We start from the raw sequence: 22644 nt of genomic DNA, 5'->3' as shown, positions 1-22644 counted from the left end.
GCCGACGCAGATGTCGCGGGCGAACCGAACCAGTCACCGAAGGTTACTCCTCCAAGCGGACCGTGCCCGCCGGGTCCGGGATCGAGGAGCGAGTATGCCCAGGGAAGAGAATGTGGCCCATTATGACGGCCCGTCCGGCGGCTGGGGCTCGGTGCGCGGCATCGCGCGGATCTTCGGCAAGGAATGGTCGACGCCCCTCGCCACCGAGACGCTGTTCCGCCAGAACAAGCCCAAGGGCTTCATGTGCGTCTCGTGCTCGTGGGCCAAGCCGGCCAACCACCACCCCTTCGAGTTCTGCGAGAACGGCGCCAAGGCGACCCTCTGGGAGCTGACGAGCCGCCGCTGTACGCCCGACTTCTTCGCCAAGCACACCGTCACGGAGTTGCGCGGGTGGACGGATTACGATCTGGAGCAGCAGGGGCGCCTCACCCATCCGATGCGCTACGATCCGGCGACGGACACCTACGTTCCCTGCGACTGGGACGAGGCCTTCCGGGACATCGGCTCCGAACTGCGGCTGCTCGATCCGAAATCCGTCGTCTTCTACTCGTCGGGGCGCGCGAGCCTGGAGACGTCCTACCTCTACGCGCTGTTCGCACGGATGTACGGCAACAACAACCTGCCGGATTCGTCCAACATGTGCCACGAGACCACCTCCGTGGCGCTCAAGACGGTGATCGGCGCGAGCGTCGGCACGGTGGTGTTCGACGATCTGTCCAGTTGCGACGCGATGTTCTTCTTCGGCCAGAACACCGGCTCGAACTCGCCCCGCTTCCTGCACCCCTTGCAGGAGGCGGCCAGGCGCGGCGTGAAGATCGTCACCTTCAACCCGATCCGTGAGCGCGGCCTGGAGGTCTTCACCAACCCGCAGAGCCCGGTCGAGATGCTGACGGGCAAGGAGACCCGGATCAGCACGCAGTACCACCAAGTCCGCCCCGGTGGCGACATCGCGGTGCTGATGGGCCTGTGCAAGCACGTCTTCGCCGCCGACGACGCGGCGAAGACGCAGGGCAAGCGCGTGCTCGACGTCGATTTCATCGCGCAGCACACGACCGGCCTGGAGGCCTTCGAGGCCCAGGTCCGCGCCACGTCCTGGGAGGAGATCGAGATCCAGTCCGGGCTCAGGCGGCAGGACATCGAGGCCGCCGCCCAGGTCTATGTCGAGGCGGACCGGGTCTGCGCCTTCTACGGCATGGGCCTGACCCAGCACGTGCACGGCTTCGAGAACGTTGTCTGCCTGGTCAACCTGCTGCTGCTCAAGGGCAATATCGGCCGCGACGGCACCGGCATCTCGCCCGTGCGCGGGCACTCGAACGTGCAGGGCCAACGCACGGTCGGCATCTCCGAGAAGCCCGAACTCGTGCCCCTCGACAAGCTCGCCGCCCAGTTCGGCTTCGAACCGCCCCGCGACAAGGGCCTGAACACGGTGGAGACCTGCGAGGGCATCCTGTCGGGCCGGGTGAAGAGCTTCTTCGGGCTCGGCGGCAACTTCGTGCGCGCCATCCCCGAGCGCGGCCGGATGGAGAAGGCCTGGACGGCCATGCGCCTCACGGTGCAGGTCGCCACCAAGCTCAACCGCAGCCACCTCGTCAACGGCGAGGTGGCCTTCCTCCTTCCCTGCCGCGGCCGGACCGAAGAGGACAGGCAGGCGAGCGGTCCGCAGGCCGTCAGCATCGAGGATACGTTCAGCTGCATCTACGGCTCCCTGGGCCGTCGCGAGCCGGCCAGCGAGCATCTGAAGTCCGAGGTCGCCATCGTGGCCGGCATCGCCAAGGCGACGCTCCCGGCCAATCCGAAGGTCAGGTGGGACGAGTGGGTGGGCGACTACGCCCTGATCCGCGACCAGATCGCCGAGACCTATCCGGAGGAGTTCCACGGCTTCAACGAGCGCCTGTGGACGCCCGGCGGCTTCTACCGGGGCAACGCGGCGCGGGAGCGGATCTGGAAGACGCAGAGCGGCAAGGCGGAGTTCACGGCGCCGAAGACGATGAGCGCGACCGGCTTCAGCGACGTGCCGGGCCGGTATCGCCTGATGACGCTGCGCTCGAACGATCAGTTCAACACGACGATCTACGGCTACAGCGACCGCCTGCGCGGCATCGAGGGCACCCGGGACGTGCTGCTGATCAATCCCGACGAGATGAAGCGGGCGGACCTGCACGAGGGGCAGATCGTGTCCCTGGTGAGCGACGCGGAGGATGGCGTGGCGCGGGCGGTGTCCGGCCTGAAGGTCGTCCCCTTCTCGCTGCCGGACGGATGTCTCGGCGCCTATTATCCCGAGATGAACCCGCTCATCCCGATCTCGCACCATGATGAGCAGTCGAAGACGCCGGCCGCCAAGGCGGTCCCGGTTCGCATCATGGCGTCCGCCGAAACCGCTTCCGTCTAGAGCCTTGTCCGACGAAGGGGATCCCGGTTCGTCGCAGACGATGCGATAGCATCAAAGACCTGGAGCAGCGCCCGAGTGCACCGTGATCGGGCGCTGCTCCCGCGGACCGTCGCCGCAGGCGGTCGAGCATGGGGTAAGGCGACACGATGCGCGCGTGGATCGGGCTCGGTCTCAGTCTCGCCATCGCCGGGGCGGCCGGAGCCTGGATCCTGTCGGCACCGCGCCCGGCCTTCTCGGAGGATCAGGCCGCGAGCCTCGAAGGCGGGGATCCGGCCCGCGGGCGGCTCGTCTTCGCGGCGGGGGATTGCGCCTCCTGCCATGCCTCGCCGGGGCAGGCGGACCGGCTGCGCCTCGGCGGCGGGCAGGCCCTCGCCTCCCCCTTCGGCACCTTCCGGCCGCCGAACATCTCGCCGGACCCCGTGGACGGCATCGGGCGCTGGCGCGGCATCGACCTCGCGAACGCGCTCCTGTCGGGCGTCTCGCCGGGCGGGCAGCATTACTACCCGGCCCTGCCCTATCCGAGCTACGCGCGCATGGATGCGGCCGATCTGCGCGACCTGATGGCCTATCTGCGCAGCTTGCCGGCGGTGAGCGGACGGCCCCCGCCGCACGACCTGCCCTTCCCGTTCACGATCCGGCGCGGGATCGGGCTGTGGAAGCGGCTCTTCCTCGACCGTGCCCCGATCGTGCCCGACCCGTCGCGGAGCGAGGCCTGGAATCGCGGGCGCTACCTCGTCGAGGCCGTGGCGCATTGCGCGGAATGCCATTCGGGCCGCAACCTCGCCTACGCGGTGAAGGCGAGCCGGAAATTCGCCGGAGGGCCGAACCCGGAGGGGATCGGCTTCGCACCGAACCTCGCGCCGGAGGGCCGCGGGCGCTACTCGGAGGACGAACTCGTGCGCCTCCTCACCACCGGCGAGACGCGCGCCTTCCGCTTCGTCGGCGCCACCATGGCGGACGTGGTGACGAACACCGCGACGCTGCCCGAGAGCGACCGGCGCGCCATCGCGATCTACGTCACGTCGCTGCCGCCGCGGCCGACCGCGACGCCGTGAGCGCTCACTGCGCGTAGAGGTAGGCGGCCACGTCCCGGGCCTCGTCCGGCGTGATCCCGGTGACCGGCATGGCGGTGCGCGGCGCATGGGCGGGCGGGTCCACGATCCAGGCGACGAGGTTCGGGGCGGTGTTGCGCAGGACGCCGCCGAGATAGACGCGCTGGCGCAAGCCGTCGAGCGGGGCGGCGACCTTGCCGTCGGCGCCCGGGGCGCCCGGGATGGTGTGGCAGCCGCCGCACCCGTAGCGGGTAATGAGCGCGGGTGCCCGCGCCGGATCTCCCCCGGTGAGCGCCACCGCGATGGCGCGGGCTTCGCTCATCGACGCGTAGGCCGTCCAGCCGAGATAGAGGCCCGCGAGGATGAGGAGCGCGATGGTGCCGGCCGCGACGCCGAGCGGCACGGGCGGACGGTAGCGCAGGCCCGGCAGGGGATCGGCGGATCCGGGGGGCGGGACGGCCGGAGCCGGGCGTCGCGCGACGCCGCGGGCGAGGACACCGCCCGCCCCGAGGGCGAGGAGCGTCAGGACGAAGCCCACGCCGCTCAAGCAGCACCCGATCCCACTGCGATCGGGTGCTGCTTTCGGCCTTTGATTGTGCCGCATTGTCTGCGACGAACCGGGATCCCCTTCGTCGGACAAGGCTCTAGACCTGCGTGACCGCATCGCTCCCCTTCCAGGTCGCGCCGGAGCGCCGGATCCAATGCGCCGCGAAGGCGAGCGCGGCCGCCGCGTAGATGGTTCCGGCCGGAATCCACATGACGAGCCCGGCGAGCTGCTGGTCTTCGAGCGGGCTCAGGCCCCAGGCGCCCGCTCCCGCCGTCTGGCCCGGGTAGAGGAGGCGCGGCGAGAGCGCCAGGAGCGCCCCGAGCAGGCTCGTATGCAGCATGGTCAGCGCGAGGGTGCCGGTCGCCGCCCCGGGCCGGTCGCGGCGCACCAGCGACCACCAGAACAGCAGCGCGGTGACGAGGAAGGCGAGGTGCTGCGCCCGATGGAGCGCGAGGTTCAGGACCGCCGCGTCGAACAGCGCCGGCGCGTGCCAGGCCCAGATCGCCACCGCGTGGAGGAGGCTCGCGACGGCGGGCTGCGTGAGGACGGCCCAGGCCGCGCGCGGGAGCCGCGCCCGCACGGCCCGCGCGGTGGGCCGGCGCCCGGCCCGCGGCAGGGCCCACAGGAGGACCGGCCAGGGCCGCGCCAGCACGAGGAGCGGCGCGGCCACCGCCATGACGATCTCGTGCTCGATCATGTGGGCGGTGAACAGCCCCTCGCCCCAGCGGTGGAGCGGGGAGACGAGCGCCCCCGCGAGCGCCAGCCAGCCGAGCCCGAAGGCGGCGACGCGCCGACCGAGATGCTCCCGCCCGCGGCCGGCCCGCGCCCGCAGGCGGAGGGCGCCGGTCGCGTAGAGCGCGAGCGAGACCGCGAGCGGCACCGTCACCCAGGCATCGAGGGTCCAGGCGGAGCCGGCCGGTCCGCAGAGCGGCCCGAGGGGAGACGCGTCCGCCAGCCGGGCGCCGGTGGCGAGCGCGAGGGCGGTGCCCCCGGCGGCCGCCGGGAGAGCGAGCGCCCTCACCGCTCGCATCCCGAGAGCACCAGGGCGGCGAGGCCCTGGAGCGCGAGCGCGTAGGCGAAGACGAGACCCGCGAGCGCGGCGGCGCGGCCGACGAACGGGAAGGCGGCGGGATAGCCCGAAGGCTCGGCCCGGGGCGCGATGCCGGGCCGGGCGGCGCGCCAGGACAGCCAGGAGGCCGCGAGCGACAGGAGGGCCGCCGGGAAGGCGGCGAGCGCCGGCAGGCGCAGCGGCGCGCCGCAGGTCGCCTCGGGCAGGATCAGGCCGAGCTGCGTGGTCACGGCCCAGAGCACGGGGCCGACCACGAAGCCGGCGGGCGCCAGAAGGCCCGGCGGCGGCTGGCCCGCCCGCGCCGTCACAGCCGGGGCACCCAGTAGAGGCAGGCGTAGAGCGGCAGCCAGGTCAGCACGACGAAGGTCCAGTAGAGCGCATTGTCCTGAACGTCGCCGAAGCGGCGCTTGTTGCGACCGTGCCGCGAGAACATGATCGCGGCGAGCACCAGCGTGTCGGCGAGGTCGGTGATCAGGTGCGTGGTGTGCAGGCCGAGCATCACCCAGGTGATGGAGCCGTAGGCATTGGCGTCCCACCAGACGTGCAGGGCCGGGAACTCGTAGATCCGCACCACGAGCGGCGCGATGCCGAAGGCGGTCATGATCAGGATGCCGATGCGGACCTTGCGCAGGTCCTCCTGCCCGGCCCAGCGGTTGACGAGGGAGTTCGGCACCAGGCTCGCGAGCAGGATCCCGGTGAGCCAGGTGCCGGGGCCGAGATCCGGGAGCGGCGCCCCGAGGGGCCATTCCGGGGCGAGCCCGTAGAGATAGAGGTAGATCGCGACGACGAGCGCGAAGCCGGTCCCCTCCAGCAGCATGAAGCCGAGGGTGCCCCACCATGTCACGCTCGCCGAACCCATGCCGTGGAGCGGCAGGCGGGAGACGTCGAGGACCGCGCGCTCCTTCACGATTCGTCCTCCGGCGAGCCCTTGGGCCAGAACCAGCCGATCAGCGTGACCGCCACGGGACCCGACCCCCAGACCACCGCCCAGGGCGAGACGATCGACCCGATCAGCATCACGCTCGTGGCGATGGCGGCGAGGAGCGGCCAGATCGAGTCGCGCGGCGAGGCCTCGCGCGCCTCGGGCCGCGCGTCGCCGACCGACGAGACGATGAGTTCGCGCCGCTCGACCCGGAGGCCCGTGACCACGGGCAGGCCGTCGCGCTCCTGCCAGAGCGGGTTCGCCCCGGTCACGAAGGGGATCCGGGCGAAGTTGTAGGGCGGCGGCGGCGAGCTGGTGGCCCATTCGAGGGTGGGCGCGTCCCAGGGATTGTCGCCGGCGGGCTCGCCCCACCGGGCGCTGCGCAGGGCATCGACGACGAAGAGCAGGAAGCCGGCCGCCAGCATCACGGCGCTGAGGCTGACGAACAGGTTGGCGGCGCCCCAGCCCATCTCCGCCTGATAGGTGTAGACCCGCCGCGGCATGCCGGCGAGGCCGAGCAGGTGCATCGGGAAGAAGGCGAGGTTGAAGCCGAGGAAGATGAGCCCCACCACCCAGCGCCCGAGCCGCTCGCTCATCATCCGGCCGGTCATCTTCGGGAACCAGTAATACACCGCCCCGAGCAAGGGGAAGACCGCGCCGCCGATCAGCACGTAGTGGAAATGCGCGACGACGAAGTAGGTGTCGTGCACCTGCGTGTCGAAGGGCACCGAGGCCACCATCACGCCGGTGAGGCCGCCGAGCACGAAGGTGACGATGAAGGCCAGGACGAACAGGAGCGGCACGCGCCAGACCGGCCGCCCGTCCCAGAGCGTGGCGAGCCAGCAGAAGATCTGCACGCCCGCCGGCACCGCGATCGCCATTGAGGAGGCGGTGAAGAAGCTCTCGCCGAGCCGCGGCAGCCCGGTCGCGAACATGTGGTGCACCCACAGGCCGAAGGAGAGGATGCCGATCGTGATCAGCGCGAGCACCAGCGGCAGGTAGCCGAAGACCGGCCGGCGCGCGAAGGTCGGCAGGATCGAGGACACCATCCCGGTCGCGGGCAGGAAGATGATGTAGACCTCCGGATGGCCGAAGAACCAGAACAGGTGCTGGAACAGCAGCACGTCCCCGCCCTCGGCCGGGTTGAAGAAGTGCGTGCCCACCAGCCGATCGAGGATGAGGGCGGTGGAGGCCACCATGATCGCCGGCATCGCCATGATCACCAGGAAGGCGGTGACGAGCGCCCCCCAGACGAAGAGCGGGATGCGGTCGAGGGACATGCCCGGCGCGCGCTGCTTGAACACCGTCACCACGATCTCGACCGCGACGGCGAGGGCCGCGACCTCCGTGAAGGTGATCATCTGCGCCCAGATGTCGGCCCGCTTGCCGGGAGCGTATTGCGGGCCGGAGAGCGGCACGTAGCCGAACCAGCCGACATCCGGCCCCATATCGACCAGGAAGGCGCCCCAGAGCAGCAGGCCGCCGAAGAGATAGACCCAGTACGAGAAGGCGTTGAGCCGCGGGAAGGCGATGTTGCGGGTGCCGACCATCAGCGGCACGAGAAAGACGCCCATCGCCTCCATCACCGGCACGGCGAACAGGAACATCATGGTCGCGCCGTGCATGGTGAAGACTTGGTTGTAGCGGTCCGGCCCGAGGAGGCGGCTCTCCGGCTGCGCGAGCTGCCAGCGCATCGCCAGCGCCAGCACGCCGCCGAGCAGCAGGAACACGAAGGCGGTGACGATGTAGCGCCGCCCGATGATCTTGTGATCGACGGTGGTCAGCGCTCCCCACAGGCCCTGCGGCGTGCGCCAGATCCGGTCGAGCTGGCGCTCGAGGGCGTCGCGCGCGAGATCCGTGTCGCGCGTGTCGGGCGTCGCGGCGGGGATCATCGCAGGCTCGCGAGATAGGCCGTCACGGCACGCAGCTCCTCGGGCGACAGGGACACCATCGGCATGGTGCTGCCGGGCTTGATCGTCTGCGGGTCGGCGACCCAGGCGGCGAGCGCGCCCGGGGTCGTCGGGAGCAGGCCCGCCGCGATGGTCCGGCGGCTCGCCACATGGGTGAGGTCGGGCCCCAGCGTGCCGGCGGCGGGCGTGCCCCGCACCGTGTGGCAGGCCGCGCAGGGCTTCGACAGGAAGACCGCGCGCCCGCGCCCCGCCTCGCCCTCCCGGCTCGCCGCCGCGCCGAGCTGGGCCCGGCGCCATGCCGCGAAGCGGTCGGGCGGCTCGGCGACGACGAGGACCGCCATATGGGCGTGCTGCAACCCGCAGAACTCCGCGCATTGGCCGCGATAGGTGCCGGGGCGCTCGGCCGTGAAGGAGAGTTCGTTGTCGCGCCCCGGGATCATGTCCATCTTGCCGGCGAGGCTCGGCACCCAGAAGGAGTGGATCACGTCCGCGCCGACGAGTTGCAGGCGAACCGGGCGGCCGACCGGCACGTGGATCTCGTTCGCGGTGAGCAGCACGCGGTCGGGCCTCGGATCGAGATAGGCGACCTCCCACCACCATTGGTAGCCGCGCACGCGGATCAGCAGCGCCTCGGGATCGGCATCGGCGAGGTTGCGGGTGGTGAGGAAGCTCGCGACGGTGAGCCCGGTGATGATCGCGGCGGTGGCGATGACGCCGCCGCCCACGACCCGGCCGATGCGCGCCTCGCGCGCCCGGTCCGGCTCGGGCACGAGGCCGGCGCCCGGGCGCCGCCGCAGCACCGCCCCGATCAGCACCGCGACCACCACGACCCAGACCAGCCCGCAGACGAGCGTCAGCAGGCCGGTGAGATCGCGCAGATGCAGGGCCTGCGAACCGTGCGCGTCGAGGGCGGATTGCCAGCCCTGGAGCATCTAGCGGCTCGGCGGGGATGGCGCGCCGGACGCGGCGGGCGCGCGGTTCTCGGCCGGGCGGGACTGCATCGCATCCGACCGGCTGGGGGCGGCGGTCTTGGCCGAGTAGGCGCCGACCGTCTGCACGTAGCCGGCGAGCTGCCAGATCTGTTCGAGGGTCATCCTGTCCCTGTAGGCGGGCATCCCGTTCGGGCGCCCGTCGCGCAGGGTCGCCACGATCGAGACGATGTCGGGGCCGTAGCGCCACCAGCCGTCCAGGAAGGCCGGGCCGGAGACGCCGCCGCCATCCGCGTGGCAGCCCTTGCAGTTGAGCCCTTCGTAGAGGCGCTTGCCTTGACCCAGGTTATAGGCGTTCGCCGCATAGGGCTCGCCCTGCACAGGATAAATATCGGGCGGGGCGCCGCCGATGCGGTTCGGCATCAGGGCGAAGCCGTCGAGCGCCTCGGCGACCGGGGGATCGAGCCGCAGCTGCCGCTCCTCGCGCTTGCAGCCCGCGAGCGCGCAGAGGCAGACGCCGAGGACGAGGGCGCGTCTCATGGCAGGCGGAACACGGCGAGCACGCCGCCCTCCTCCTCGGGCCGGGGCAGGTCGGGCAGCGCATTCGCCATGCCGCGGGCCGCGGTGGCATCGCGCCGGTCGATGCCCGCGCGCGCCGCCTGCCCGAGCGGACCGCCGAGCCCGGCCAGCACGGCGAGGAGGCGGCTTCCGTCCGGCCCGGCGACCACGGCCGGGTCGCCGACCACGCCGGACGGGAGCCGATGCTGCCAGACCGGCCGGCCGCTCCGCGCATCCACCGCCTTGAGCACGCCGTCGAGCGTCCCGTAGACGACGAGCCCGCCGTCGATCGCCCGCACGCCGCCGCCGAGCGGGAAGGTCTCCGGCACGCTCCAGGCGGGCTTGCCCGCGGCGAGGTCCCAGGCGACGAGGGCGCCGCGCGGCACGCCGGCCGCCGCTTTCACCCGCACATTCGCCCCGACGAAGGCCGTGCCGGCCACGTAGCTCGCGTTGCGCGCCTCGATATCCATGCAGAGGGTGCGCACCGGCAGGTAGATCAGCGCCGCGTCGGGCGAGAGGGCGGGCGTGCCGCCGGCCGCGCCGATCCAGGCGGGGCAGACGCTGCGCGCCATCACCTGGAACCGCGTGGCCTTGGACGGATCGCGCTTCAGGGCGCCGGTCGCGCGATCGACGCCGGTGGTGGCGTTCACGCTCGCGAAGGGCTCGGCCGAGAGGATCTCTCCGGTGAGCCGGTCGAGCACGTAGAGGATGCCGTTGGCGTCGGGATGGATCAGCAGCTTGCGCGGCGCGCCCTGCCAGTCGCGGTCGACGAGGAGGCTCGGAGCCGTGCCCCCGAGCGCGTAGAGATCGTGCGGGTTGAGCGGCACGAACCAGCGCGCCGCCCCGGTATCGAGGTCGCGCGCGAACAGGCCGGAGGTCCAGCGGTTGTCGCCGGGCCGCTGGTCGGGGTTCCAGGGCGCCGGATGGCCGGTGCCGTGGAAGACGAGGTCGGCGTCGGGGTCGTAGAGCAGCGGCCCCGAGACCGCGCCCCCGCCCTGCTGCCACGCCGCGGGCGGCCAGGTGCGGATGCCGAGATCCGCGCCCCCCGGCCCCCGGAAATCCGGCCCGATGCCCACCTCCGCGTCCGGCCCGGTCGAGAAACGGCGCCACAGCTCGCGCCCGCTGGCGGCGTCGAGGGCGGCGATGAAGCCGCGCGCCCCGAAATCGTCCCCGCCGCCACCGACCAGCACCCGCCCGCGGGCGACGAGCGGCGCGGAGGCGAGGGTCTCGCCCGCCGCCACGCGCGCGGTCGCCACGTCCCAGATCACCGTGCCGGTGGCGGCATCCAGCGCCAGCGTGTGCCCGTCGAGGGTGTTGAGGTAGAGCCGCCCCCCAGCCTCCACGGGGGCCGTGCTCACCGGCCCGCCGGCGGCGTAGCCCTCCGCCATCGGGTCGGGCCGCGGCCGGAAGGTCCACAGCACCCGGCCACTCGCGGCGTCGAGGGCGTGGAGCGCGTGCGGGAACGGCGTCGGCACGAAGAGGCGGCCGCCTGCCGCGAGGGGCGCGCCCGTATGCCCGCCGGGCGAGCCGGTGCGGAAGGACCATGCCGGAAGCGGGGCGGGCGGATCCGGCTCCTGCGCGACGGCCGGCAGGACTGCCAGCCCCAAGCCCAGGCCCAGACGAGACCGCCATCGGCTCATATTCACCGCCACCCACTCACGCCGTCGAGACCACAACCGATGTCCAACGGCTGAGCGGACCAATGGCTGCGGCCGCGGGTCATGCCGCCTCGTCTTCTTCCGTTAACGAGCCGACCCTGTGCGGGCCGCTCCGGCTGCTTGAGCTGCGCGAGTACGAATCCGAAAGCCGTAGGCCATTCCATTGGTTAGCCGATCGACGTCGCGGGTCTTCAGAGAAGGTATCTCCGTTCGATAGCTAACTTGTGGGCCAGCACGGAAATCGTGCCACTCAGCCAAGGTTGAGTGGCCGAGTGGTCCGAACCTGCAGCGGGAGCAGCGTCTCGAGCGGAGGCTCCGCCGCGATCTCAACTACATCAATCCCAAGGACGATCCGAGCCGCAAGGACCGCTGATTCCCACGGGCGTCGAGAGGCGGAGGGTCAGAGCATCCGCTCGATCTCGTCGCAGCCCCGCGCGATGCCGTCCTGGCACCGCATCCGCGCCCGCACATCGGAGCACGCCTTCGCCACGGATTGCGACGACATCAGCCGTCCGATGACACGGCCGGCCCGGGCCGGCGTGAACCGCCGACGGCGCAGGGTGGCCCCGACGCCCAGTCGCTCGACGCGTCGCCCCTCATCCGCATGGTCGAAGGCGACGGGCACGATCAGCTGAGGACAGCCCGCCGCCAGCGCCTGCGCCACCGTGCCGACGCCGCCGTGATGGATCAGCGCCGCACAGGAGGGCAGGAGACGGCTCAGCGGGGCATAGGCGGCGTGGTGCACGCCGGCCGGCAGGTCGGGCGGGACCTGATCCGGCCGGCCGGTGAGAAGGATGCCCCGCCGCCCCGTGCGCCGGCAGGTCTCCACCGCCGTCGCGAAGAAGCGGCGGGCTTGGCTCATCGCCGAGCCGTAGGTGAAGACCAGCGGCGGCGTGCCCGCCGCCAGGAAGCCCGCGACGTCCTGGGTGAGCCCGTCGGTGTCGCCGTAGAGATCGGCGAGGGGGAAGCCGATCTGCACCAGCTGCTCCGGCCAATCGGGCTGAGGGGCCGCGTACCAGCTGGGCGTTGCCAGCAGCACCCGTTGCGGGCTGTTCCACCAGTGCCGCAGCCGCCTGACCGGCGGCAGGCCGAGGCGCCCGCGGAAGGCGTTCAGGCCCGGGAGCGCGGCCGGCCCGATCACCAGCGGGTCGGCGCCGCGGCCCAGCCACGCGCGCAGGCGCGCGGGCAGCATGTCGGGGAGCGGCAGGCCCGGCAGGCGCGGCGGGGCGAGCCGGCTCTCGATGAGCATGGGCATGAGGTGGAGCGTGACGACCGAGAGACCCAGGCGGTCCTGCGCCACGCGGGCGCCGACCGCGAGCGACGACGCCACGACGACGTCCACGCCGGGCCGACAATTCGCTTCGAGCCACCGGAAGGTGGGCTCGGCGGCGCGGGCGACGGCGGAGAACAGCGATCGCGCGCCCCGGATCGGCCGCCAGAGCGGCGCCGCACGGACGACCTCCGAGAACTCGTCCTGCGTGCCGAGCGCGTGGCAGGCCAGTCCGGCGCGCTCTGCGAGCGCACAGAACGGCGCCGGAGCCGCAAGCGTCACCGCGAGGCCGCGCTTCGCGAGGGCGACCCCGAGCGCGATGATGGGAAGGACGTCTCCGTGGGTTCCCACGGCCACGAGGTAGACCCGCCCCTCCCGCCGGGCGGTCATCGCCGATCTCCGTGACGGCCGCGAGCACGGTGCGGAACGGCCCGCCAAGCGCCGGCCCGGCGCCCCTGCGGAGCTGCGCCGTTCACGCCCGCAGGCCCGGGACGGCCTGCGCAATGCCAACCGCGGCAAGATGATCGTTCGAGAGAAGATCCCATAAGCCAAGCTTCCGTGGGCGGTCCCACCGCGAGACGGCCGCTTGGCAGCGCTTTCCGAAAACAACAATTGCGGGGATTCGGAGCCGGAATCTGGACTTGTTGCCCGTGAGCAACGGTTTTCATTAACAATGATTGGGATTGCGAACGGATCGCGGATCGACGCGTGCGCGCGACGGAGCAATTCAGCCTTCATCGAAGGTGCCGGTCGCCTTGCTGGCATCGCCGGCCGCATGGCCACCCACGCTCGCGGCCATCCTTGAGAGCCAAGGGTCGACATCCGCCCGGCTCGACCATGCTACCGAGATCCGAAACCACCCTCCACAGCCGTTCCCAGGCTCAAGCCGATCGGGATGTGCCCGTGAACTCTCGGACAGGCGTTCCGTCGAAGCCGGACTGGCGGGCCGGCAGGGGACGGCGTAGCTTCGAGCCACGGGCACGCCAGAGGTCCGGCACGAGATCGGGAGAGAGACGCCATGCGGTGGAGCGAGGGAGGGCGTGCGCCCATATCCCGCCGGTTCGCGATGTCCTGCTTCGGAGCGGCGCTCGTCGCCACGGCGAGCAGCGTGGCCCTCGCGGATATGGGCCCCCGCCCGCGCGCCGCAGGCGAGACCCTGTCGGCGGCGCGCCCCGAGGAGGTCGGGCTCTCATCGGCCAAGCTCGCCACCATCAAGCGCGTCATGGACGAGGAGGTCGCGGCCGGCCGGCTGCCCGGGGCCGTCGTGATGATCGCCCGCCGCGGCCGGCTCGCCTACGCGGAGAGCTTCGGCTTCCGCGACAAGGCCGCGAACGCGCCCCTCGCCAGGGACGCGATCTTCCGCATCTATTCCATGACGAAGCCGCTGGCTTCGGTCGGCGCCATGACGCTGGTCGAGGACGGCCGGATCCAGCTGACCGATCCGGTCTCGAAATACCTGCCCGAGTTCAAGGACCTGAAGGTCGCGGCCCCCCGCCCCAACGCGCTGGGGGAACAGGGCGTGGAACTCGTGGCGGCCGAGCGGGCCCCGACCGTCCAGGACCTCCTGCGCCACACCGCAGGCTTCGCCTACGGCGAGATCACCACGAACCCGGCCGTGAAGGCGGCCTATGCCAAGGCCGGCCTGTACAAGCCCGACTTCGACTACAACACCACCGACCTTTCGCCCGAGGAATTCACCAGCCGCCTCGCGGGCGCGCCGCTCGCCTACCAGCCCGGCACGGTCTGGCAGTACAGCCTCGCGGTCGACGTGCTCGGCCGCGTCGTGGAGAAGGCATCCGGCCAGCGGCTCGGCGCCTATCTGGAGGAGCGGGTGTTCCGGCCCCTCAGGATGACCGAGACCGGCTTCTCGGTTCCGGCCGACAAGACGGACCGGATCGCCCTGCCCCTCCCCACCGATCCCGCCACGGGGGCCCCGAACCGGCTCATCGACGGGGCGGTCCCCAAGAACGATTCCGGCGGCGCCGGCGGCTACGGCACCGCCGCTGACTACCTGCGCTTCGCTCAGGCCATGCTCGACGGCGGGGTTCTCGACGGAGCACGGGTCCTGAGCCGGACCACGGTCGAGCTGATGACCGCCGACCAGCTCGGCGACCGCATCCGGCCGGTGACCACGCCCGGCGAGCTCCTGATGGGGGTGCCCGGCTACACGTTCGGCCTCGGCTTCATGGTCCGCAAGGAGGCCGGCATCGCCGGGGTGCCGGGCTCGAAGGGGGAGTTCATGTGGGCCGGCTACGCCGGGACCTTCTTCTGGGTCGACCCGAAGGAGGACCTCGCCGTCGTGATGATGACCCAGGCCCCGGGGCCGAGCCGCGCCTATTACCGCCGGGAGATCAAGCAGCTCGTCTACGGTGCGATCGCCGATTGAGGCACGGGGAGGCCGGGCTCCGGCCCGGTCCTCCGCCCGCGCCCGTCGAAGATCCGGCCGCCCTCGCTTGGCCGGCCCTCCGGAAGCCGGCGCGATCCGCCTTCGTCATCGGCCGGATGACGCGGCCGGACGCTCCCCAAGCCGGCGGGGCCGGAGGCGCCGGGCCCGTGCGCGTCACGTCGACCGGCCGGCCGCCAGCGTGCGGCTCACGAGGTCGCGGATCCGCTCGCGGCTCGGCACGTCGCCGAACAGGATCCGGTAGACGATGGGCGACACGACCCCGTCCAGCACGGCCTCCGGATCCGGAAAATCCTCGCCCCGGGCCGCGGCGCGTCCGGCGATAATCGCGATCTGGTCGCGGGAGAACGTGCAGCATCGCTGCGCGCAATGCGTGTCCGCCGCCGCCAGGACGTCCCGGATCAGCGCGCGTCCGGGGGCCGACGACATCTCGTCCGCGTATTGCTCCGCCCACAGTTCCAGGTCGGTCCGTCCGTTGCCGGTGTCGACCGGCTCGGCATCCGGGCGGAGCCGCTCGACCGCGACGTCGGCCAGGAGTTCCCCGAGATTGCCCCATCGCCGGTAGATGGTGGACGGCGTCACCCCGGCCGCCGCCGCGATCAGCGGCACCGTGACCTCCGCACGATCGGTCTTCGCCAGGAGCTCGCGCACCGCTGCCTGAACCGAAGCCTGGACTCGCGCGCTGCGTCCGCCCGGACGCGGACCCTGCCTCCCGGTCATCTCGCAACCCTGCCGCTCATGCCCGCCGCAAACGCAAATAATTTGCTTTTGTCGCGCTCAGGCGCTATCCGCTTAACGCAACGCATTAGCCTTACGAGGCTTAGATGATCATCGGCGGCGAATCCAGGGGCGCGCCCGTCGCGGCCCGCCATGCGCTCTCCTTCCACGCGGTCGTCCTCGGCACCTTTCTCGCCGCCTCCTCCGCTCCAACCCCCTTGTATCGGATCTATCAGGAGACCTTCGCCCTCTCTCCCGTCCTCACGACCGCGGTGTTCGCGGTCTATGCCCTGGCGCTCCTGAAGGCGCTGCTCGTCGCCGGCTCCGTCTCGGATCATCTCGGACGACGGCCCGTGATCTTCGCAGCCCTCCTGCTGGAGCTGGTGGCAATGGCGCTCTTCGCGGCGGCGGACGGAGCCGGATGGCTCTTCGCGGCGCGTCTCGTCCAGGGCTTCGCGACCGGCATCGCGGCGAGTTCGCTGGGTGCCGCCCTCGTCGACATCGACCGCGGGCGCGGGCAGCTCGTCAACGCGCTCGCGCCGCTTCTCGGCATGGCGATGGGCGCCCTCGGCACGAGCGCCCTCGTGCAGTACGGACCGCATCCGCTCCACCTCGTCTACGCGATGCTGGGGGCCGTGTTCGCCGCCCAGGCGGCCATCCTCTGGCTGACGCCCGAGACCGGCGAGCGCCGGGCCGGGATCCTGCGCTCCCTGAAGCCGCGCATCGTGGTGCCGCCGCAGGCCAGGCGGCCCCTCGCCGCGGTCACGCCGATCAACGTGGCGACCTGGATGCTCGGCGGCTTCTATCTCTCCCTCGTCCCCGCGCTGGTCGTCGCCGCGACGGGGAGCCGGACGCCGCTGACGGGCGGTGCGGTCGTGTCGGTCCTCATGCTGGCCGGTGCCGTCGCGATCGCCGCGCGGCGGACCAAGCCCGCCGCGGCCAATCTCACGGTCGGGACGCTCGCCATGGCGTCCGGCCTCGTCATCGTGCTTGCGGGCATGCATGGCGGGGCCGTGCCGGTCCTGATCGGCGGGACGATGCTCGGCGGAGCCGGCTTCGGAACGAGCTTCCTCGGATCGATGGGGACCATCATGCCGCTCGCGAAGCCGGCCGAGCGGGCCGAACTCCTGTCGGCCTATTATCTTCAGAGCTACCTGGCCTTCAGCCTGCCCGCGATCCTCGCCGGCTACCTCGTGCGCGAGATCGGCTACGCGGCCACGGCCGACGTCTATGCGGCGGTCATCATCGCGATGAGCGCCGCCGGCCTCCTCGCGCGACGAATCCTGTCGTCCCGGCCGGCAGCCGCGGGCTGACCGGAGGGGGCGGCCGGAGGAAGCGGGACGACATGCTCCCGCTCGATAGTATATTGGATGAGTATACCATTGAGCGCCGACACGGATTCCGCCTAAGCTCGGGACATGGCCGGAGCCCGCCCCGCACGATCACGCTAGCATCCGAGGATGATGGTGATCGCACGTCCCGCACGGCACTGCCCTCCCGGTCCGCCGCCGGAGTTGTACCATGCCCGTGGTCGTCGGAGCCCGTCCGCCCAACCGCTCGCTCTCGATCCCGGCGCGGTGCTCCCACGCCGTGAAGGCCTGAGCGTCTCCGGTGCCGGCTCGCAGACCACCCCGCTCGTCCAGAGCGCCCCTCGGTGACACCAGGAAGGACGCATCATGTCGGAGCATACCTATCGCGTCGTGGAGGTTGTCGGCACATCCGCCACGAGTTCGGATGATGCCATCAGAAATGCCGTCGCGGACGCGGCCAAGACCCTGCGCCATATCGGCTGGTTCCAGGTCGTCGAGACGCGCGGACACGTCGATGACGGCAAGATCGCCCATTTTCAAGTCACGCTGAAGGTCGGCTTCCGGCTGGACGACCGCTAGAGCAGCGCCCGACGAAGCGGATGCCGCATCACCCCTGGGAATGCGGCGCAAGCATCAACCTGACGCGTGATCCGGCCGCAACGCGCTCGGATCATGCGTCAGGCGGAATTGAACACATGAATTCTGATGGTGTTCTTGTTCCTGCACCATTCTCCGGACCGGCGACCGCTGCGGCGGATGATGCCCGGATGCTCGCCCCCGCCGCGATGGTGCCGGCAGTCCGGACCCGGCGGCGATTCGACCGTGTGGCACCTGCGCTACAACGCTTGGCGTTCGTGCGCGGCTCAAGTGTTTCTTAACAAATGAAAACTTGCGCGAGGCCCCTCTGCCTCACTGTGCCTGGACCAACCGCCGGGATGAGCGGGCGACAAGCAGGAGGCTGTGGGATGGAGGTGCTGTTGGCGACCGGTGCCGTGATCATGATCGCCGGGGCGTTTCCGCTCTTTCAAGGTTACAAGTTCATGAACTCACGCAGTTCAGAGGACAACCGCCTCGGGCGCCGCGGTCAACCCATCGCGTGGGACTCCTCGGCGGGCTGACGACATCGGGTGTGTTCAACCCATTGCCCTCACTTGTACCAGCACATCGGGCATGCAAGCTTGGCATGAGAGGCTTCCGTCCGCTTCTTCAGCTGATCAATTCAGCCTGGAGCTCATCATGCGCGCTCTGCGGCAGAGAAGTGTGCAGGAATACCGGGCCGGCGTTGCTCGGTGCGTCTTGAGGCGGATGGCCGTCGGCGCGGTGCCGAGCCGGGCTGCCCTGCGTCCGGCCGGTTGGGCCGTGTTGATGTTGCTGGCCCCGGTGGGGCTGTTCCCAACGGATCGTGGCGGCGGATCTTCGGATGCGGCGGTCATTGCGACGCCGAGCATTCCGGACGTGGTCATCCCGCGCATCGTCGCGGATTCGATGCCGGGCGGCGCCGCACATTCCTATGCGAGCCGGGCCGCCGGAATCGGAGACGCGGTAATCGCCGGGCGGCTGAGCGTCCCCACGATCGAGGATGCCTGGTCGGCCGCCTTCTTCGGCGACCGGCAGCGTATGACGGATTTCATCGAGCGATCCGCGGCAGCCAACGACATCCCGGCGGACTTCCTGCTCCGGCTTCTGAAGCAGGAGAGCGGCCTGAACCATCAGGCGGTCAGCCGGGCGGGGGCGCAGGGCGTTGCGCAGTTCATGCCGGCGACGGCTGGCGAGCGCGGGCTCTTGGATCCGTTCAACCCGTTCGAAGCGATCCCGAAATCGGCGGAACTCCTGAAGGAATACCGGACGCGGTTCGGCAGCCTCGGATTGGCCGCGGCGGCTTACAACGCGGGGCCCCGCCGCGTACGCGATTGGCTGCAAGGCCGCTCGGCCCTGCCCAGGGAAACGCGGGACTACGTGACGAGAATCACCGGGCGACCGGCCGATGATTGGCGCAACGGCGGCGATGGGGCTGCCGTCACGGAATTGTCGAGACGGCCCTGAGCGCCGCGCGCCGAAGAGGTCGCCGGTTCGGCGCCGACGTTGCGACGGCGTGGAGGCTGAAGCGTCGGCGGGGGAAGGTCGGACCCCGCCCTCTCGCGATCCGATGCCGAATTCCGCGCAGGCCGCCCGGCTCGCTCAGGTGGCCGCGGGCCGCAATCCGAACAGGGCGGCCCGATCCAGGAGACGTTGAGCGGCCTTGTAGCTGGGCACCTCGATGCGATGGCCATCCAGTTCGGGCTGCCGGGCTCCCTCGGCGCGGGCCTTCTCGAACACCGCGATCAGGCGAAGGGCCTCCTCGATCTGCTGCTCCGACGGGGTCAGCCGGGCGTTGACGAGGCCGACTTGGCCGGGATCGACCAGGGCCTTCGCCTTGAACCCCCGCGCGACGGCGAAGTCGAGATCCCGCTCGATGTCCTCGCGGCGGGAAAAGGTGAACGGGCAGTCGATGGCCAGCACCTGGGCCGCGATGCATTCCACGAGGAACCGAGACCTCGGATAAGCCAGCTCTTCGGAGCCGGGGGTGCGCGCGACGCCGAGATCGGCCGCCATGTCCTCGCTCGCCATCAGCATCGCCGTGACACGGGAGCTGGCCTCGGCGAGAGGCACCACACGGATCAGAGCTGCCGCGGTCTCGATGTTGGGGATGATCTCGGTCGACCCGACCGGAATGCCGTGATCGCGCTCATGCCGGGTGATCTGGCGGTCGAGGGCGAGGATCTGGTCGGGGCTGGCGGTCTTGGCCAGCAGGATCGCCTGGGCCCCGGCCTGCATGGCCGCGGCGAGATCCTCGTAGCCGACATGTTCGAGCGGGTTGACGCGAACGGCCGGGATCGCACCCGCGTCACGCCAAGCCTGAACGGTCGGCCGGCAGAGGAGCCGCGCCCTGACCTTGAGATGGGCGGGCGTGAAATCCTCCAGATCCTGGATGAGCACGTCGGCTCCCGACCGGGCTGCGGCGTGCAAGGCCGCCTCGTCGGCGCCCGCCACGAACATCCAGGTCCTCCGAGCCGCGATCGGTCGACGCATCTGTTCGAGCCTTTCCTGAAGAGGGGCGGATCGTGCCGCGGGGGTGGTGCAGCGACAAGGCATCATGTCGGCCGTCCCCCGCAACTGGTTCCGCTGTGTGCCCCTCGACCCCGGCGAACGCCTCTCCCCGCCCATCGCCCGCACCGGTGACGACTTCGTCCGGCTCCTGCCCACCGACGGCGTGATCTCCGGCCGCCTCAGTGCCGGCTTCGGGATCGACGGCCCGGAGCCGCTCCCGCGGCTCGGCGCCCGGCCGGAGTTCCAGAAGTGCGAGGCCGGCCTCGCCCGATGGCGGCCTCGGCCCACCATGCGGTGAGGTGCCGCGGCGCGGACCTGACCGACACGATCGGCAGCCAGGGCCTGGTGAACGGCGACAGCCTCGCGCCGATCCCGGACAGCACGATCACGCAGGCCATCCAGGCCGACCCGACGCCGCTTCCCCCGCCGGCGGCGATGTGGCAGTCGGCGAGCCCGGGGCGAGCGGAGCGTCCTTCAGCGATCCGCGCGTCGACAGCCCCGCCGCCTGCCTCACCGGCACCGGCTCCTGCTTCGTCGCCCCAGCCGGCCCCAGGCCGCCGCAAACCCGCCCGCGCCGTGATTGCGGCTCCGCCCCTCGCACCCGGATCATCCGATGAGCACCCTGCCCCTGTTCTACCGCTCGGTCGTGCCCCTCGACCGCGACGCCCACCGCACCTGGAGCCTCGCCAACCCGCAGCGTTTCGCCTTCGCGCGGGCCAGCCACCTCGTCCCGGCCGTCGTCGACGAGTTCGCCGCCGCCTGCCGTCATCTTCCCATCCTGTTCCTGCCCGAGAGCCTCGGCCCAACCCCGGTCTTCCTCACCGGTCTCGTCCCCGGCCGCTCCGCGCTGATCGACGGCGAGGGCGCCTGGACCGGCCGCTACCTGCCGGCCTATCTGCGCCGCTACCCCTTCATCCTCGGCGAGACCGAGGGCGCCCCGCCCGTCATCTGCCTGGACGATGCCGACGCGGCGCTGGTCGGCCCCGCCTCCGACGCGGAGGAGAGCGGCCGCCAGCCCCTCTTCGCCGCGGACGGCAGCGACACGCCGCTGCTGCAGGAGCGGGTGCGCCTCGTGGTCGAGTATGCCGAGGCTGCCCGGCGCACCACGGCGTTCGGGCGGACGCTGCAGGATCTCGGGCTGCTGCGCGCCCTGACCGTCCAGGGCCAGGACCCGGCGACGGGCGAGGGGCACACCCTGCACGGGGTCATGGGCGTCGACGAGGCGGCGCTCGGCGCCCTGCCGGAGGAGGGCGTCGCGCGTCTGCGCCGGGAGGGCGTCCTGGCGGCGGTCTACGCGCATCTGGTCAGCCTGCAGACGGTAGCCGACTTCACCCTGACCTTCGCGGTGCCGGGACAGCCGTCCTCGCCTGCGGCCCCGCTCGAAGCCGGCGCCTGATGTCGATCGCGATGATCCCCGGCCGGACGGCCCTCGCCGCCCTCGGCCTCCTCGCGGGCGCCGCCGCGGCGCAGCCGGGTCCGACCAGGCCCGCGGCCGCCCCGGCGAGCCCTCCGGCGGTATCGGCCGAGCCGGGGCTGACCACGGCGAGCTTCGGGGATTGGGTACTGCGCTGCCAGCGCCTGGCCGAGGGTGAGAAGCCGGTGCGCCTGTGCGAGGCGTCGCAGGCGATGCAGATCCAGGGTCAGGCCGCGCCGATCGCGCAGGTCGCGATCGGACGCCCGGCGGGCGAGACGGGCTTGCGCGTGACGGCGCTGCTGCCGGTGAGCGTGAGCTTCCCCTCGGGGGTGCGGGTGTCGGGCGACGACAAGGACGGCAAGGAGGCCGGGGCGCTGGACCTCGCGTGGCGGCGCTGCGTGCCGGGGGGCTGCCTCGCGGACGGGCCGGCCGAGGATGAGGCGCTGAAGCGCTGGCGGGACGGCGTGGGGACGGGCCGGCTCGCGTTCAAGGACGCGGCGGGGCGGGAGTTGGGGATCCCGGTCTCGTTCCGCGGGCTCGGCCCGGCGCTCGACGCGCTCGCCAGGGAGCGCTGATCCAGCGACCGGCGGCCGGGGATGGGCCCGGGCTCAAGCCTCGTCCGCCGGGAGGGCCGCCGCTTCGGCGGATGACGCGAACCCGGGGACCCGGGCGGGATCGCATCAGGCGGTTCCGCTCAGGCACCCAGGATCTTCCAGGTCCCCTGCGCGACGGCGCAGACGCGATCCCCGACGCGCAACTCCCCATGCATGAACATGATCGTGCGCGTGGCCCGCACCGTGCGGCACGCGGCGACGAGGAAATCGCCGACCTGCACGGGAGCCAGGAACTGCACGTCGAGGCCGATGGTCGCCTGCTTGCGACCGCCCTGGGCGTCCGACGCGGTGCGGCCGATCGCCATGTCGAGGAGCGTCGCCATCACGCCGCCATGGGCGACCCCGTTGCGGTTCCGGTGCTTCTCCGCGACGAGCAGGCCGTAGAGCATGCCGTCATCGCTGCGGCGCTGCCAGACCGGTCCGATCAGGTCCATGAATTCGGACATCTCGACGGTGTGCCAACCGGCCGCGGCCGGGTCGAAGGGGGCTGTCACGGCGCAGGTCTCCGGTGGCGCATGGATGCCTTGTCCCATCGTCGCATCCTGCCCGCCAGACCCTCCGGCAGGATCCGCTCCGCGGCCCGCACCGGAGCCGGCATGGTGGGCGCGGCGATCCGTGCTGTCGCACCGGCGCAACGTCCCGCGCGGGATCGACGCCCATCCGTCTCATCGGCCTGTGATACGGTTTCCGGAAGATCACTTTCGGAAACCGTATCACGAGCCCGCGCGGCGCCTGAGCGAGGCCGGTTTCCGCATCGCGAAGCGATCATCCGGAAACCGTATGACAATCGGCCT

General features: G+C 71.5%; 22 protein-coding genes. 10 read left to right on the top strand and 12 right to left on the bottom strand.

Annotation, left to right across the window (positions count from 1 at the left end):
• Positions 1-94 precede the first annotated feature (94 nt).
• Positions 95-2389: an FdhF/YdeP family oxidoreductase gene (locus tag ACE101_RS12100; RefSeq protein WP_379129557.1), complete on the top strand. Its 2295-nt coding sequence runs from the start codon at positions 95-97 to the stop codon at positions 2387-2389.
• A gap of 146 nt (positions 2390-2535) precedes the next feature.
• Positions 2536-3444, top strand: coding sequence for a c-type cytochrome (locus ACE101_RS12095; protein WP_379129555.1), 909 nt, complete (start codon positions 2536-2538; stop codon positions 3442-3444).
• Between the two features lie 4 nt (positions 3445-3448).
• On the opposite strand, the gene ACE101_RS12090 is transcribed toward ACE101_RS12095, so the two are convergent.
• From ACE101_RS12090 to ACE101_RS12050, 9 genes are all read right to left on the bottom strand, one after another.
• Positions 3449-3763, bottom strand: coding sequence for a c-type cytochrome (locus tag ACE101_RS12090; RefSeq protein ID WP_379138611.1), 315 nt, complete (start codon positions 3761-3763; stop codon positions 3449-3451).
• Between the two features lie 322 nt (positions 3764-4085).
• On the bottom strand, positions 4086-5018 hold the full coding sequence (locus ACE101_RS12085) for a cytochrome c oxidase assembly protein (RefSeq protein WP_379129552.1): 933 nt from the start codon (positions 5016-5018) through the stop codon (positions 4086-4088).
• On the bottom strand, positions 5006-5365 hold the full coding sequence (locus tag ACE101_RS12080) for a hypothetical protein (RefSeq protein WP_379129550.1): 360 nt from the start codon (positions 5363-5365) through the stop codon (positions 5006-5008). The genes ACE101_RS12085 and ACE101_RS12080 overlap by 13 nt, the downstream gene beginning before the upstream one ends.
• Positions 5362-5964: a cytochrome c oxidase subunit 3 gene (locus tag ACE101_RS12075; protein WP_379129547.1), complete on the bottom strand. Its 603-nt coding sequence runs from the start codon at positions 5962-5964 to the stop codon at positions 5362-5364. The genes ACE101_RS12080 and ACE101_RS12075 overlap by 4 nt, the downstream gene beginning before the upstream one ends.
• Positions 5961-7871 carry a cytochrome c oxidase subunit I gene (gene ctaD, locus ACE101_RS12070; protein WP_379129544.1) on the bottom strand — a complete coding sequence of 637 codons (1911 nt, stop codon included), beginning with the start codon at positions 7869-7871 and terminating at the stop codon, positions 5961-5963. Before ctaD ends, ACE101_RS12075 begins: the two co-directional genes overlap by 4 nt.
• Positions 7868-8821 carry a cytochrome c oxidase subunit II gene (coxB, locus tag ACE101_RS12065; RefSeq protein ID WP_379129542.1) on the bottom strand — a complete coding sequence of 318 codons (954 nt, stop codon included), beginning with the start codon at positions 8819-8821 and terminating at the stop codon, positions 7868-7870. Before coxB ends, ctaD begins: the two co-directional genes overlap by 4 nt.
• On the bottom strand, positions 8822-9358 hold the full coding sequence (locus tag ACE101_RS12060) for a c-type cytochrome (RefSeq protein ID WP_379129539.1): 537 nt from the start codon (positions 9356-9358) through the stop codon (positions 8822-8824).
• On the bottom strand, positions 9355-10983 hold the full coding sequence (locus ACE101_RS12055) for an outer membrane protein assembly factor BamB family protein (protein WP_379129537.1): 1629 nt from the start codon (positions 10981-10983) through the stop codon (positions 9355-9357). The genes ACE101_RS12060 and ACE101_RS12055 overlap by 4 nt, the downstream gene beginning before the upstream one ends.
• A gap of 451 nt (positions 10984-11434) precedes the next feature.
• The gene (locus tag ACE101_RS12050) at positions 11435-12694 is read right to left on the bottom strand and encodes a glycosyltransferase (protein ID WP_379129534.1); all 1260 of its coding nucleotides are present in this window, start codon (positions 12692-12694) and stop codon (positions 11435-11437) included.
• Positions 12695-13370: 676 nt separating this feature from the next.
• On the opposite strand from ACE101_RS12050, the gene ACE101_RS12045 reads away from it, so the two are divergent.
• Entirely contained in the window at positions 13371-14690 is a 1320-nt protein-coding gene (locus ACE101_RS12045) for a serine hydrolase domain-containing protein (protein WP_379129531.1), read from the top strand.
• A 174-nt stretch (positions 14691-14864) separates the two neighbouring features.
• Here ACE101_RS12045 and ACE101_RS12040 read toward each other — a convergent pair whose 3' ends face one another.
• Positions 14865-15428 (bottom strand): TetR/AcrR family transcriptional regulator, encoded by a 564-nt coding sequence (locus tag ACE101_RS12040; protein WP_379129529.1) that lies wholly within the window; start codon positions 15426-15428, stop codon positions 14865-14867.
• 104 nt (positions 15429-15532) lie between these two features.
• Here ACE101_RS12040 and ACE101_RS12035 point away from each other — a divergent pair, with 104 nt between their 5' ends.
• From ACE101_RS12035 to ACE101_RS12020, 4 genes are all read left to right on the top strand, one after another.
• Complete coding sequence (locus tag ACE101_RS12035) at positions 15533-16738, top strand: MFS transporter (protein ID WP_379129526.1); 1206 nt, start codon at positions 15533-15535, stop codon at positions 16736-16738.
• Positions 16739-17101: 363 nt separating this feature from the next.
• Positions 17102-17314, top strand: coding sequence for a dodecin (locus ACE101_RS12030; protein ID WP_441005378.1), 213 nt, complete (start codon positions 17102-17104; stop codon positions 17312-17314).
• Between the two features lie 386 nt (positions 17315-17700).
• Positions 17701-17853: a hypothetical protein gene (locus ACE101_RS12025; RefSeq protein ID WP_379129523.1), complete on the top strand. Its 153-nt coding sequence runs from the start codon at positions 17701-17703 to the stop codon at positions 17851-17853.
• 118 nt (positions 17854-17971) lie between these two features.
• Positions 17972-18778, top strand: a complete 807-nt coding sequence (locus ACE101_RS12020) for a lytic transglycosylase domain-containing protein (RefSeq protein ID WP_379129521.1) — start codon at positions 17972-17974, stop codon at positions 18776-18778.
• Positions 18779-18913: 135 nt separating this feature from the next.
• Here ACE101_RS12020 and ACE101_RS12015 read toward each other — a convergent pair whose 3' ends face one another.
• A complete protein-coding gene (locus tag ACE101_RS12015) occupies positions 18914-19804 on the bottom strand; it encodes an HpcH/HpaI aldolase/citrate lyase family protein (RefSeq protein ID WP_379129519.1) in 891 nt (296 codons plus the stop codon).
• Between the two features lie 64 nt (positions 19805-19868).
• Here ACE101_RS12015 and ACE101_RS12010 point away from each other — a divergent pair, with 64 nt between their 5' ends.
• The 3 genes from ACE101_RS12010 (at position 19869) to ACE101_RS12000 (ending at position 21811) form a co-directional block, all read left to right on the top strand.
• Entirely contained in the window at positions 19869-20120 is a 252-nt protein-coding gene (locus ACE101_RS12010; RefSeq protein ID WP_379129516.1) for a hypothetical protein, read from the top strand.
• A 315-nt stretch (positions 20121-20435) separates the two neighbouring features.
• A complete protein-coding gene (locus ACE101_RS12005) occupies positions 20436-21218 on the top strand; it encodes a SapC family protein (RefSeq protein ID WP_379129514.1) in 783 nt (260 codons plus the stop codon).
• On the top strand, positions 21218-21811 hold the full coding sequence (locus tag ACE101_RS12000) for an invasion associated locus B family protein (RefSeq protein WP_379129511.1): 594 nt from the start codon (positions 21218-21220) through the stop codon (positions 21809-21811). Before ACE101_RS12005 ends, ACE101_RS12000 begins: the two co-directional genes overlap by 1 nt.
• 119 nt (positions 21812-21930) lie before the next feature.
• Here the strand turns inward: ACE101_RS12000 and ACE101_RS11995 are convergent, their stop codons facing one another.
• Complete coding sequence (locus ACE101_RS11995) at positions 21931-22344, bottom strand: PaaI family thioesterase (protein WP_379129509.1); 414 nt, start codon at positions 22342-22344, stop codon at positions 21931-21933.
• Positions 22345-22644: the final 300 nt, after the last annotated feature.

Source organism: Methylobacterium carpenticola (assembly GCF_042748905.1).
Lineage (GTDB): Bacteria > Pseudomonadota > Alphaproteobacteria > Rhizobiales > Beijerinckiaceae > Methylobacterium > Methylobacterium carpenticola.
Note: the sequence above shows the minus strand (reverse complement) of the source record. Positions and strands in the feature narration are given on the sequence as shown.